The following is a 13,087-nucleotide window of genomic DNA, read 5'->3' on the forward strand; positions in this document are numbered from 1 at the left end:
TCGGCAATAATGAATGCCGGCATCCTGAAGCAGACCCGCTTGATCCAACGCAATGCGGTATACTCCAACTGGATTATGTTAACGAAACCCGCGCTTTCGTGATGGAACCTGGCTTCCCATGATGGGCCGGATTATGCGAAAATTGTTCCCATGAAGCGCTCGATCCACCTTTGCCGGCTGCTGGCGGTCTTTTTGATCGCAGGCCTCGTATTTGCACCGCTCGCGGCGCGGGCGAACGCGAGTTCTGTGGCATCGATGTCGATGGCCTCCATGACCGACGACGCAGCGTCCATGTCCGACGACATGCCGTGCTGTCCGGACAAATCGCCGGTGGATTGCGCCGATTGCCCGGTGATGGCGATCTGCATGGTCAAGACGTTGCAGGCACAGCCTTCGGCAAGCGTTGCCGAAATTCAGCCGGTCACGCTCCGCATGCTGCTTCCCGTGAGCGACCCGGAAGCGGAAAGCCTTGGTCTTCTGCCGCCGCCAAAACCTCCCCGATTGCTGGTCCGTCCGGCCTGACGCCGGACGTCTCGCGGCGCGCCCAGCGCGCCTCCGTGCCGCTTCCGCGGCCGACCAGCACGTAGAGGATATCAAGATGAAGATGCCATTTTGGCGCGCCGTTGCCGGTGCGATCGCGGGCGTTGCCATGGCCGGCTTCGCCGCGCTTGCCGACGGCAACCATCAGCATGCGGCGACCGGCGCCGCGACCGCGCCGGCCGATCGCAAGGTCAAGTACTACCGTAATCCGATGGGACTGTCGGACGTTTCGGCTACCCCCAAGAAGGACTCGATGGGGATGGATTACATCCCCGTCTATGAGGGCGAGGACAGCGACGAGGGGACGGTCAAGGTCTCGCCGGGCCGGATCCAGCGCTCCGGCGTCAAGTCGGAGCCGGCCGCGATGCGCGTGATCCGCACGACCGTCCGCGCCCCCGGCACCATTCAGCTCGACGAGCGCCGCGTCTCCGTGATCGCGATGCGCTCCGAAAGCTATGTCCAGAAGGTCGCCGACGTCACCACCGGCGCGCATGTCGTCAAGGGACAGCCGCTGATGGAAATCTACAGTCCGGCGATTTCGTCGGCGGCGGCCGAATACATCTCGACGCTCAATTCCAAGGTCACCGGTGGCGACGGGCCCTATGGCAAGGGCTCGCGCCAGAGGCTGATGAATCTCGACCTGCCGGAAGCGGCCATCGCCGCCATGGAAAAGGGCCGCAACGTCCCGATCGGGATCGAATGGACGTCGCCGCGCGACGGCATCGTTCTCGAACGCAACGTGACCGAAGGCATGCGCGCCCAGCCCGGCGAGACCCTGTTCCGGATCGCCGATCACTCGGTGGTGTGGGCGATCATCGACGTCGCCGAGCGCGATCTGGGGGCGATGGCCGCGGGCCAGCGCGCCGTGGTCCGCGCGAGAAGTTTTCCCGGGCGGGAATTTTCGGGAAGAATCAACGTGATCTATCCGCAGATTACCAAGGAGACGCGAACGGCGCGGATGCGCGTCGAATTGCTCAATCCGGAACTGCTGTTGATCCACGACATGTATGTCGATGCCGAGATCGAGACCGGCAGCGCGGAATCCGTGCTCGCCATTCCCGAAAGCGCGGTGCTGGACAGCGGCAGCCGGCAGGCCGTGCTGGTGGACAAGGGAGAAGGGCGGTTCGAGCCGCGCGAAGTCAAGCTCGGCCATCGCGGCGAGGGCTATGTTGAGGTCCGCGAGGGCCTCGCCGAGGACGATCCGGTGGTGACATCAGCCAATTTCCTGATCGATGCCGAAAGCAATCTGAACGCGGCGCTGAAGGGCTTTGCCGAGGGAGCCCAGCCATGATCGCCCGCCTCATCGCGTGGTCGGCGCGCAATCTGCTGCTGGTGTTCTTCGGCACGACCTTCGCCGCCGCCGCAGGCCTCTATGCGCTTGCGCACCTGCCGCTCGACGCCATTCCGGACCTCTCGGATACGCAGGTGATCGTCTATACGGAGTATCCGGGGCAGGCGCCGCAGGTGATGGAGGACCAGGTCACCTATCCCCTGACCACGGCCATGCTCACGGTACCCCGCTCGAAGGTCGTGCGCGGCTTCTCGTTCTTCGGCGTGTCGTTCGTGTATGTCATCTTCGAGGACGGCACCGACATCTACTGGGCGCGTTCCCGGGTGCTGGAATTCCTCAACAGCGCGGCCTCGCGGCTGCCCGCCGGCGTGACGCCGACGATCGGTCCCGATGCCACCGGCGTCGGCTGGGTCTACCAATACGCCGTGATGTCCAAGGAACTGAATCTCGCTGACACCCGCGCGATCCAGGACTGGAATCTGAAATTCGCGCTGGCCAAGGCGGAGGGCGTCGCCGAGGTCGCCAGCGTCGGCGGGTTCGTGCGGCAATACAACGTCGTGCTCGATCCGCAGCGCATGCGCGATCTCGGCATCACCATGGCGAAGATGCGCGACGCGATCCGCGCCAGCAACACCGACGTCGGCGGCCGCACCGTCGAACTGTCCGAGTTCGAATACGTCATCCGCGGCAGGGGCTATCTGAGGGGAATCAACGACCTCGGCAATGTCGTGCTCAAGGCCAGTAACGGCACGCCGGTGCTGCTCAGGGACATCGCGCGCGTCGAACTGGGGCCGGACGAGCGCCGCGGCATTACCGAGCTCAACGGCGAGGGCGAGGTGGCCAGCGGCATCGTGCTGCAGCGTTTTGGTGTCAATGCGCTGGACGTGATTCAAAACGTCAAGAAACGCTTTGCGGAAATCGCTTCCAGCCTGCCGAAATCGGTCGAGATCGTGCCGGTCTATGACCGCTCCAACCTGATCAATGCGGCCATCGACACGCTCAAGAACACGTTGCTGGAGGAGTGCATCATCGTTGCATTGGTGTGCATCGTGTTCCTGCTGCACGTCCGCAGCGCGCTGGTTGCGATCCTGATGCTGCCGGTCGGCGTCCTGATGGCATTCGGCGCGATGAAGCTGTTGGGGCTCGGCTCCAACATCATGAGTCTCGGCGGCATCGCGATCGCGATCGGCGCGATGGTGGATGCGGCGATCGTCATGATCGAGAATGCCCACAAGCATCTCGAACGGGCCAAACCCGGGCAATCCCGCGTGGCGATACTGATCGAGGCGGCAGCCCAGGTCGGCCCGGCGCTGTTCTTCAGCCTGTTGATCATCACGGTATCGTTCATGCCGATCTTCACGCTGGAGGCGCAGGAGGGCCGCCTGTTCAGCCCGCTCGCCTTCACCAAGACGTTTGCGATGGCGGCGGCAGCGGTGCTTTCTGTCACGCTGGTGCCGGCGCTGATGTTGGTGTTCGTGCGCGGCAAGATCATTCCGGAGCACAGGAACCCGATCAACCGTTTCCTGATCTGGATCTACCGACCGGTCATCAAGGCGGTGATGCGCGGCAAAATAGTCGTGATCCTGATCGCGCTCGCCGTTCTGGCGGTGACGGTGTGGCCGGCCCGGCAACTCGGCACCGAGTTCATGCCCAATCTGCACGAGGGTACGCTGCTCTACATGCCGACCACGCTGCCCGGACTTTCCGTCACCAAGGCAGCCGAATTGCTGCAGATGCAGGACCGGATCATCCGGAGCTTTCCCGAAGTGGCCTCGGTGTACGGCAAGGCCGGCCGCGCGGCAACCGCGACCGATCCGGCGCCGACCGAGATGTTCGAGACCATCATCAATCTCAAACCGAAGGCCGAATGGCGGGCAGGGCTGACGCTCGAGGGCCTGACGGCCGAAATGGACAAGGCGCTGCAATTTCCGGGCGTCTCCAACGCCTGGACCCAGCCGATCAAGGCGCGCATCGACATGCTCTCGACGGGCATCCGCACCCCGATCGGCGTCAAGGTGATCGGTACTGATCTGGTCGAGATCGACCGCCTGGCCAAACAGGTCGAGCAGGTGCTGCGGACGGTGCCGGGGACGTCATCGGCCTATGCCGAGCGCGGCATCGGCGGCTACTATCTCGACATCGTGCCCGACCGCGCGGCACTGGCGCGCTACGGCATCATGATCCAGGACGTGCAGGACGTCATCGCGACCGCGCTCGGCGGGCAGACCGTGACGACCACGGTCGAAGGCCGCCAGCGTTTCAGTGTCAACATGCGCTATCCCCGCGACCTGCGCAGCGACCCCGCGTCGATCGCGCGCGAGGTTCTGGTGTCGATGCCCGCGGGCGGCGCGGTGCCGCTGGGCGAGGTGGCCAAGGTCGCGCCGGCGCGCGGGCCGACTTCGATCCGGACCGAGAACGGCCAGCTCGCGGTCTACGTCTATGTCGATATCAGGGACCGCGACATCGGCGGTTATGTGGCCGATGCCAAGCAGGCGGTGAACGCCAGCATCCAGTTTCCGCCGGGCGCCTACCTGATGTGGAGCGGCCAGTATGAGTATCTGGAGCGGGCGGCGGCGCGGCTCAAGATCGTGGTGCCGGTGACGCTCGCGATCATCCTCCTCTTGCTCTATCTCAACTTCCGCTCGCTGACGGAAACGCTGATCGTGATGCTGTCGCTGCCGTTCGCGCTGGTCGGCGGCCTCTGGCTGATGTGGTGGCTCGGCTTCAACCTGTCGGTCGCCGTCGTGGTCGGCTTCATCGCGCTGGCCGGCGTCGCCGCCGAGACCGGCGTGGTGATGCTGATCTACCTCAACCAGGCGCTGGACGAGCGGCGGGCGCGCAAGGCGGCCGAAGGCGGCGCGCTGACGCGCAACGACCTCTACGACGCCATCATGGAAGGCGCGGTCGAACGCGTGCGTCCGAAGATGATGACGGTGGTCGCCATCATGGCCGGACTGCTGCCGATCATGTGGAGCACCGGCACCGGCTCGGAGATCATGCAGCGCATCGCGGTGCCGATGATCGGCGGCATGATCTCCTCGACGCTGCTGACGCTGATCGTGATTCCGGCCGTATTTGGCATTGTCAGGGGATTTGGGCTGCCCGCCGATCCCGAACAAGGCAGGCCCGCCGCGGCGGTGGCGAAGCACCCGAAGCAAGACCAGCGCATGACGGCGCCGGTTGAATGAGATGAATCGTGCTCTACGTAACGATCGTCGGCGCGATTGAGCTACGTGAGCTTCGTCCGTCGGTCACTCCGAAAGTGACAAAATCCGGGCTGAAGGAAACGGACCATGGGCTTCTACAACGACGTCATCTTGCCGAAGGTTTGCGATCTCGCGATGCGGAACAAGCAGCTTCGGCCGTATCGCGAGCGGGTGATCGGCACGGCCGAAGGCCGCGTGCTCGAGATCGGGATCGGTTCGGGCCGGAACCTGCCCTTCTATCGGCCACAAGTAACGGAATTGCTGGCGCTGGAGCCGGCTCCGAAACTCCTGACCATGGCCCGTGAGGCTCTGCGCCCGGGCATGCAGGTCAACTTCATTGAGGCGTCAGCAGAAGCCATTCCCCTCGACGATCGCAGCGTGGATACGGTCGTGACGACCTGGACCTTGTGCAGCATTCCAGATGCCGCGATGGCGCTCACCGAAATGCGTCGCGTGCTTCGGCCGAGCGGCAAGCTCTTGTTCGTCGAGCATGGCATGGCGCCGGACAGGAATGTGCGGCGCTGGCAGGACTGGCTGACGCCGGCCTGGAAGCGCATCAGTGGCGGCTGTCATCTCAATCGCCCGATCGGCGCGATGATCGAAAGTGCCGGCTTCAGGATTGATCGGATGGAAACCGGCTATATGCCTGGACCCAAGGCGATGACGTTCATGTATGAGGGCAGCGCTCGACCGGGCTAGCGAATCGGTGGCGATAGAGCACCCGGCTCGGAGATCATGCAGCGCATCGCGGTGCCGATGATCGGCGGCATGATTTCATCGACGCTGCTGACGCTGATCGTTATTCCGGCGATCTATACGCTGCTGAAGAGAGCAGAGCTTGGAAAGGTGTCTGTGGCGAAAGCGGAGCCCGGACAAGCAGGAGCCAGTGTAATCTAGGCGCTGTTTGCAACCTGGTTGAGCTGACCGCCTGGAGGTAGGTTCCCACCACAACTTGTGATGCCTTTCACCATCGCCCCAAAAAAAATCAGATAGGCTTGGTTTACCCGAAGCCACTTGCGTGGGGCGTACGTGTCCGTTGATCCATTTTAGATCCCATTTGACATCTCCCTCCCAGGAGGAACACATGCCAGATCTTGCAAGAAGTCATGCCGTGGTTATTGGCGCCGGCATGGCCGGCCTGACGGCCGCTCAGGCGATCTCAGGGCATTTCGGGAAAGTCACGATCATCGAGCGCGACGTGCTTCCTGCCGAGGCCGTGCCACGAAGCGGCACGCCGCAGGCCCAGCACGCCCATATGCTGCTCGCGGGCGGGCTGAAGGCCCTGCAGACCCTGTTTCCGGGTTTTGAGAACGATCTTGCGGAAGCGGGCGCGGTGAATATCCGCACGGGTAAGGATATAAGGTTCGAGCGCCCCGGCTTCGATCCTTTCCCGATTCGCGATCTCGGCATCCACATTTTCTGCATGTCGCGCCCACTGCTCGAAGCCGTTACGCGGCGACGCGTTCTGCAGAGCCCGAACATCGACATTCGCGTGCACTCCCGCGTGACCGGGCTTGTCGCATCACGCGATGCAACGCGGGTCGAGGCGGTCCGCTACGATAGCGAGGATGGTCCTGTGACCCTGGAAGCCAACCTGGTTGTTGAAGCCTCCGGCCGCTGCGGCCTGACGCTGCGGCTGCTCGAAGAGCTTTCTCTGCAGAAGCCCGAAGCAACCGAGATCGGCATTGATCAGGCGTACGCGAGCACCATCGTCGAGCGACCGCCCGATCACAATGCCGACTGGCTGGGCAATATCACGCTGCCGTCCGCACCCGCCAGCAGCCGCGGAGCGTTCCTGTTTCCGATCGAGAAGCAGCGATGGCTGCTTTCCGTCGGCGGCAATCATGGCGATGCGCCGCCGGGCGACCGCGCGGGATTCATGGATTTCGTCAGGAGCCTGCGCACCCCGACCATCTATGACGCGGTCAGGGATGCCCGGCCGCTGACGGATATCGTCCGCTACCAGCTGCCTTGCAGCACGCGACGGCATTTCGAGCGCCTGGAGTCTTTCCCGGCAGGGCTGCTCGCGACAGGCGATGCCCTCTGCCGCTTCAACCCGGTCTTCGGCCAGGGCATGAGCGTGGCAGCGCAGGAAGCCGTGATCCTGGACCGGTTGCTGGCGGAAGGTGTCCCCATGGAGCGGCTGGCGCGTGACTTCTTCGCTGCCATCCAGGACACCATCGCGACGCCGTGGGGCGTTGCCGTCAGCGATTTCGTCTATCCTGCCACGCGCGGCGTTCGGCCCGCCGACCTCGCCCAGCGCCTGCAATACGGCATGGCCTTGACCAAGCTCGCCGCTGACGATCCCGAGGTGCACCGGCTGACCGTGGAAGTCTCGCAGCTGCTCAAGCCGCAGGCTGCGCTACGTGAGCCAGCGCTCGCGGCGCGCGTGATATCGCTGATATGACTGAAATGCGGGGGACGTGATGGACTTTGTCACCGTGAAGAACGGAGCGATCGAGCTCAATGTGGCGGTCAGCGGCTCGGGCCCGCTGGTCGTATGCGTACATGGATTCCCGGAGCTCTGGTACTCCTGGCGGCACCAGATGGCGCACTTCGTGGCACGGGGCTTTCGGGTGGCCGCGCTCGACGTGCGCGGCTACGGCCGAAGCTCGAAGCCAAATGAAATCTCGGCCTATACGCTACGTCATCTCGCGTCTGATGTCGTTGCCGTGATCGATCATGTGGGAGATGGCTCGGCCATTCTGTTCGGCCACGACTGGGGCGCGCCCATCGTGTGGCATACGGCACTGCTTCACCCGGAGAAGGTCAGGGCGGTGGCCGGTCTGAGCGTGCCGTTCCGTCCGCGCGGACCCGCGCCTTTCATCGAACTGGCCCGATCCCTCTACAAGGGGCGTTTCTTCTATCAGATCTACTTCCAGCAGGAGGGCGTCGCGGAGGCGGAGCTGGATGCGGACATCGCAGGCGCCCTGCGCAGGGTCTATTTTGCGCTGTCCGGGGAGGCGCCCCACAATCAATGGCTCACGCCGAAATCGCCCGAGGCAAGGCTGCTGGATGGGCTCGTTGATCCGCAGCCCTTTCCGGACTGGATGAGTGAGAGCGATCTGGCCGTCTATGTCGATGCCTTCAGGGCCGGCGGCTTTCGCGGCCCGCTCAACCGATACCGCGCGCAGACCCTCGACTTCGCTGATCTCGCCGAATTGAGCGGACGCGGCATTACCCAGCCATCGGCCTTCATCGCCGGCGAGCGCGACCCCGTGCGCGCCTTCATTCCAGGTATGGACCTTTACGCCGAGCCCGGAATCGCCTGCTCCGATTTCCGCGGCTCCACCATTATCCCGGGGATCGGACATTGGGTGCAGCAGGAGGCGCCATACGAGACCAACGCGGCGCTCGAAGCGTTCGTCCGGGGGCTGTAGTACGGACGGCGCCTCGCGCGACAAGATCGATCTCTTCGCCAATCGCAGACACCATTGGCCTGCACATCCGAAGTCCGCTTTGGGTCCCAATAACGGACTCTGGTACCGCAGTAAGTGGCAGCATCAATCATCTCGTCAGCACGCAGCAAGAAGGGGTTCGGGAACGGTCAAGCCAACTGCCTTCGCGCTCGCCAGGCGTCATTGAAGTTGGTGACAGGGAGGTCACCGGTTTGGGCGAATTCCCCCTCACCAGTGGAAAAGTGGCCAACCGTCGGCATTAGATAGCCGCCTCGGTCTGCGCGTCGAAAACGTGAAGCCTGGAACGCCGCATGGCAACGCGCAGCTTGTCGGCCACTCTCACCCTCGCGGTCGGCTCGACGCTTGCCACCATGATGCTCTCGCCGACCTTCATATCGAGCAGGATTTCCGAGCCGAGTTGCTCGACCACCTCAATCACAGCATCGAAGCACGGGTGGTCGAGATCAGCGCTACCCGCCACGGTGAGGTCCTCCGGCCGCACACCGAGTATGACCTCGCGCCCGATATGGCCGCGCAGGCGCTGCGCGATCTCGTCCGGCAGCTTGATGCGCAGGCCGGAGTTCTCGGCGATCAACGATCCGTCCGCCTCGGTCACCGTAACGGCGGCGAAATTCATGGCCGGGGAGCCGATGAAGCCGGCGACGAACTTGTTGGCTGGCTGATTATACAGCTCGAGCGGCTCCCCGACCTGCTGCACCACGCCGTCCTTCATGACGACGACCCGGTCACCCAGCGTCATCGCCTCGACTTGATCGTGGGTAACGTAGATGGCGGTGGTGCCGAGACGCAGATGCAGCTTCTTGAGCTCAACTCGCATCTGCACCCGCAGCTTGGCATCGAGGTTCGACAGCGGCTCGTCGAACAGGAACACGCGGGGGTGCCGCACGATGGCTCGGCCCAAAGCCACCCGCTGGCGCTGGCCGCCAGAGAGCTGCCGCGGCTTGCGCTTTAGCAATTCGCCGATGCCGAGGATGTCGGCCGCCTCGTGCACGCGCTTCTCAATCTCGGGCCTTTCGAATTTGCGCATCTTCAGGCCGAATGCCATGTTGTCGTATACGCTCATATGCGGGTAGAGCGCGTAGTTCTGGAACACCATGGCGATGTCGCGGTCCATGGGCGCAAGTGCGTTGATCACGTTGCCGTCGATTGAGATATCGCCGGAGCTGATCGCTTCCAGCCCGGCGATCATCCTGAGCGTCGTGGTCTTGCCGCAGCCGGACGGTCCGACGAACACCACGAACTCCTTGTCGCGGATCTGCAGATTGACGTCTTTGACAGCGTGCACGCTGTCAAAGAACTTGTTGATCCCCTTGAGGACGACCTGGCCCATTCGCTTCCACCTGCCTCCCACCGGCCTATGCGCAGTCTGCATGCGCGCTTTCGAATCCCCTTGATCCGTGGTGCTGTCAGCCCTTCACCGATCCGGTCAATCCTGCGACGTAGTGTTCGACAAAAAACGAATAGGCGATAGCAACCGGTATCGATCCAAGCAGGGCTCCAGCCATCAGCGGTCCCCAGTAGAATACATCGCCGCGGATCAGCTCCGATGTGACGCCGACCGGCACAGTCTTCTGCTCAGGCGAGGAGAGGAAGACAAGCGCATAGATGAACTCGTTCCACGACAGCGTGAAAGCGAAGATGCCGGCCGAGAGGATGCCCGGGATCGCCACAGGGATGACGATGTAGAGCATAGCCTGCCAGCGCGAGGCGCCGTCAATGCGCGCGCATTCCTCGAGCTCCTTGGGCACAGCCTTGAAGTAGCCCATCATGAGCCAGGTGCAGAACGGAATAAGAAAGGTCGGATAGGTCAGAATCAGTGCCCAGGGCGTATCACCCAGCCGATAGTTGCGGATCATCTCGGCCAGCGGAATGAACAGCAGCGTCTGGGGCACCAGATAGGTGATGAAGATGCCGGTACCCAGGCTGCCGGCAAAGGGAAAGTTCAGCCGCGATAGAGCATAACCGGCGAACACGCCGCACACGAGCGAGATAGCGGTTGACGCGAGCGCGATGAACGTCGTGTTCCACAGCCACGATGCGAACAGCGTCTCCTCGAACAGGTACCTGACATGGTCCCAGGTCGGTTTCCAGGTCCAGAACGGATTGTAGTTGATCGAATTCCAGGGCCGGTAAAGCTCGCCGTCCGGCCGCACCGAAGTGATCACCATCCAGTAGAACGGGAACAGCAGGAAAAGCAGGAACAGCGCCATGGGGACGTAGAAGAACACCCACTTTCGCCAGATTGCACCTTCGATCATGGCTCAGCGGACCTCCACGCGGCGGATGTAGAGAAGTTGGATGATGACGACCAGAAACAAGACTGGAAACATTGCGAGCGCGATGGCGGCGCCCTCGCTCAACAGGCCGGTGCCGATGGCGATCTGATAGGCGTAGGTGGCGAACAGGTGCGTTGCGTTGGCTGGTCCGCCGCCCGTCATCACATAGACGATCTGGAAGTCGGCGAACGTCTGAATCACCGAGAACAGCACCACGACCATGGTCACGGGCAGCAGCAGCGGCCAGGTGATGTGCCAGAATCGCTGCCACGGCTTGGCGCCGTCGATGGCGGCGGCCTCGTTGAGTTCGGGACTGATGGTCTGCAGGCCGGCGAGCAGGCTGATGGCGAAGAACGGCACCCCGCGCCAGATGTTAACGATGATAATCGAGATCATGGCGAGGTCGGGATCGCCCAGCCAGTTGATCCGACCGGTGATCAAGCCGAAATGGTAGAGGAGCCAATTGAGAACGCTGAACGTCGGGTCGAACATCCACTTCCAGGCGAAAGTCGAGAGCACGGTCGGGATAATGAAAGGCAGCAGGATGAAAGCACGGGTAAAAGCCTTGCCGCGGAAATTACGGTTGAGCAGCATGGCCAGCCACAGCCCGAGCGCCAGCTTGAAGACGGTGGTCACGCCCGTATAGACGAAGGTGTTGTAAACGGAGGTGCGAAAGATCCCATCATTGAAGATCTTGTAGAAGTTAGCGAGGCCGACGAAGTCGCCGGGTATACCGACGCGCGAGTTGGTGACCGACAGCAATATCCCTCGAATGAAGGGATAGGCAATGAACATGCCGAGCAGCACGATGGTCGGCACCAGCAGCACGAACGCCAGCCAGCGCTCGTCCTCGAGCAACCGCTGTCGCCGCGGAGGGGGCGCCTCTCGGAGCGTCGTGGCGGAAACCGCGCTTATCGCCATGTTCGATCCTCGTCGGTCGGAAGATTCCCTTGCTCCCCACGAAAAATGGGGAGGGGGACGGCTTAACCTCAGACGTAGACCTTCGTGAGCTCAGCCTCCGCCCACTTCACGGCATCCTCGGCGGGCATGCCTTGGACGGCCTTTGCGTACATATCAATGATGATGTACTTGGTTACGACCTCGGCTGCCTTGCGCGTAGAGGGCCCTTGGTAGCCAGCGAAGCGCCCTGTGCGCGCCGCTTGCTTGTAGGGCAGCATGATCGGGTCGTCGCCCCACAGCTTGTGCTTTTCCCAATCCGTGGTCGGGCCGACCGAGAAGCCCTTCTGGGAGACGAACCACTTGTCGTAGATGTCCTTGGAGTGAATCCAGCCAAGGAATTTCTTCGCCGCATCCTGGTTCTTCGAATAACCCATCAGGAGGTTCGAGAACGGGACGTGATAGCTGAACTGCCCGCCGGGGCCCTTGGGCAGCGCGGCGTGCAGGATGTCGTCCTTCAGTTGCCCGCCTGCCTCCGTCTTGTAGGTATCCGGCTTGCGCAGAGCCTCGATGTAGATCGAGGCGCCATTGAGCGTGGCGCTACACGTCCCGGACAGAAAAGCGCGGTTGTTGTTGGAATCGTCCCAGGCGAGCCCGCCTTCATCGTGGGCGTCCTTCCAAAAGGCCACCATGAACTTCACCGATTCGACTGTTGCCGGGCTGTTCAGCACAACCGTCTTGCCGTCTGCTTCGACCTCTTTGCCGCCCCAGGACCACAGGTAGGGGTAAGCGAAGGCAGGCGCATCGCCGAAGGTGTGACCAAGCGTTTGGCCGATGGGCCGTCCCTTTGCCTTCAGCTTCTTGCCGGCCTCACGATACTCTTCCCACGTCTGGGGAAATTTTCCATCCGTGTAGCCGATCTCGGCAAACCAGGATTTTCGGTATGCGATCTGCAGGCCAACGATGCACCACGGCACTGCGATCCATTTCTTGCCGTCATTGGCGACAGCACGGGATGTTTCGTAGAAGCCGCCCTGGCCCTTGCCGAGTTCCTCAGCGATGTCGCTGACGTCTATGACGCTCTCGCCGTAAAGTTGCCCCCAATTGTTGAGGACGCAGACGACGTCGGGGCCTGACCCCGACTGGATCGCCGAGGTGACGCGGGCCTGGATGTCGTTGGCGTTGATGGTCTCGATATTGAGTTTTATGCCGAGCGCCTTCTCGCCTTCCTTGGCGATTTCGTTGCGCAGAAGCTGATCTGACGCCGGAACGAAGTCGGTCCAGCGCAGCCAGTGGACCGTCGTGCCCTGTGCAAAAGCGGGCGCGCGACCGGTGGCCAGGATGCCTGCCATGCCGCCCACAAGCGCGGTACCGCTCTTGAGGACGTGACGTCGGGTTACTGTCGTCATGCATTCCTCCCTCGGTGTGTCTGAGCTGATGCCCTTTGGCCAGTCTTTC

The 13,087-nt window shown here is 62.7% G+C and carries 11 protein-coding genes and 1 pseudogene; 7 read left to right on the forward strand and 5 right to left on the reverse strand.

The genetic code is table 11. The features are described 5' to 3' along the window. Positions 1 to 131 precede the first annotated feature (131 nt). Positions 132 to 368, reverse strand: coding sequence for a hypothetical protein (locus tag JQ624_RS09580; RefSeq protein ID WP_212418624.1), 237 nt, complete (start codon positions 366 to 368; stop codon positions 132 to 134). On the opposite strand from JQ624_RS09580, the gene JQ624_RS09585 reads away from it, so the two are divergent. From JQ624_RS09585 to JQ624_RS09615, 7 genes and pseudogenes are all read left to right on the forward strand, one after another. Then, complete coding sequence (locus JQ624_RS09585) at positions 367 to 522, forward strand: hypothetical protein (protein ID WP_212418625.1); 156 nt, start codon at positions 367 to 369, stop codon at positions 520 to 522. The genes JQ624_RS09580 and JQ624_RS09585 overlap by 2 nt on opposite strands. Positions 523 to 598: 76 nt before the next feature. Further along, positions 599 to 1,831 carry an efflux RND transporter periplasmic adaptor subunit gene (locus tag JQ624_RS09590; protein ID WP_212418626.1) on the forward strand — a complete coding sequence of 411 codons (1,233 nt, stop codon included), beginning with the start codon at positions 599 to 601 and terminating at the stop codon, positions 1,829 to 1,831. Further along, positions 1,828 to 5,019, forward strand: a complete 3,192-nt coding sequence (locus JQ624_RS09595) for an efflux RND transporter permease subunit (protein ID WP_212418627.1) — start codon at positions 1,828 to 1,830, stop codon at positions 5,017 to 5,019. The genes JQ624_RS09590 and JQ624_RS09595 overlap by 4 nt, the downstream gene beginning before the upstream one ends. Before the next feature lie 105 nt (positions 5,020 to 5,124). Continuing rightward, positions 5,125 to 5,736, forward strand: a complete 612-nt coding sequence (locus JQ624_RS09600; protein WP_212418628.1) for a class I SAM-dependent methyltransferase — start codon at positions 5,125 to 5,127, stop codon at positions 5,734 to 5,736. A 24-nt stretch (positions 5,737 to 5,760) separates the two neighbouring features. Beyond that, a pseudogene (locus JQ624_RS09605) lies at positions 5,761 to 5,934 on the forward strand (efflux RND transporter permease subunit); the annotation flags it as partial. A 187-nt stretch (positions 5,935 to 6,121) separates the two neighbouring features. Continuing rightward, a complete protein-coding gene (locus tag JQ624_RS09610) occupies positions 6,122 to 7,444 on the forward strand; it encodes an NAD(P)/FAD-dependent oxidoreductase (protein WP_283816908.1) in 1,323 nt (440 codons plus the stop codon). Between the two features lie 19 nt (positions 7,445 to 7,463). Beyond that, positions 7,464 to 8,417: an alpha/beta fold hydrolase gene (locus tag JQ624_RS09615; protein ID WP_212418631.1), complete on the forward strand. Its 954-nt coding sequence runs from the start codon at positions 7,464 to 7,466 to the stop codon at positions 8,415 to 8,417. A gap of 277 nt (positions 8,418 to 8,694) precedes the next feature. On the opposite strand, the gene JQ624_RS09620 is transcribed toward JQ624_RS09615, so the two are convergent. The 4 genes from JQ624_RS09620 to JQ624_RS09635 all read right to left on the reverse strand — a co-directional run bounded on the left by JQ624_RS09620 (position 8,695) and on the right by JQ624_RS09635 (position 13,038). Continuing rightward, complete coding sequence (locus tag JQ624_RS09620) at positions 8,695 to 9,786, reverse strand: ABC transporter ATP-binding protein (protein ID WP_212418632.1); 1,092 nt, start codon at positions 9,784 to 9,786, stop codon at positions 8,695 to 8,697. Between the two features lie 76 nt (positions 9,787 to 9,862). Next, on the reverse strand, positions 9,863 to 10,714 hold the full coding sequence (locus tag JQ624_RS09625) for a carbohydrate ABC transporter permease (RefSeq protein WP_212418633.1): 852 nt from the start codon (positions 10,712 to 10,714) through the stop codon (positions 9,863 to 9,865). 3 nt (positions 10,715 to 10,717) lie between these two features. Beyond that, positions 10,718 to 11,653: a carbohydrate ABC transporter permease gene (locus JQ624_RS09630; protein ID WP_212418634.1), complete on the reverse strand. Its 936-nt coding sequence runs from the start codon at positions 11,651 to 11,653 to the stop codon at positions 10,718 to 10,720. Between the two features lie 68 nt (positions 11,654 to 11,721). Further along, positions 11,722 to 13,038: an ABC transporter substrate-binding protein gene (locus JQ624_RS09635; protein ID WP_212418635.1), complete on the reverse strand. Its 1,317-nt coding sequence runs from the start codon at positions 13,036 to 13,038 to the stop codon at positions 11,722 to 11,724. Between the last annotated feature and the right edge of the window lie 49 nt (positions 13,039 to 13,087).

This window comes from Bradyrhizobium sp. AUGA SZCCT0283 (genome assembly GCF_018130385.1).
In the GTDB taxonomy this organism is placed as follows: domain Bacteria; phylum Pseudomonadota; class Alphaproteobacteria; order Rhizobiales; family Xanthobacteraceae; genus Bradyrhizobium.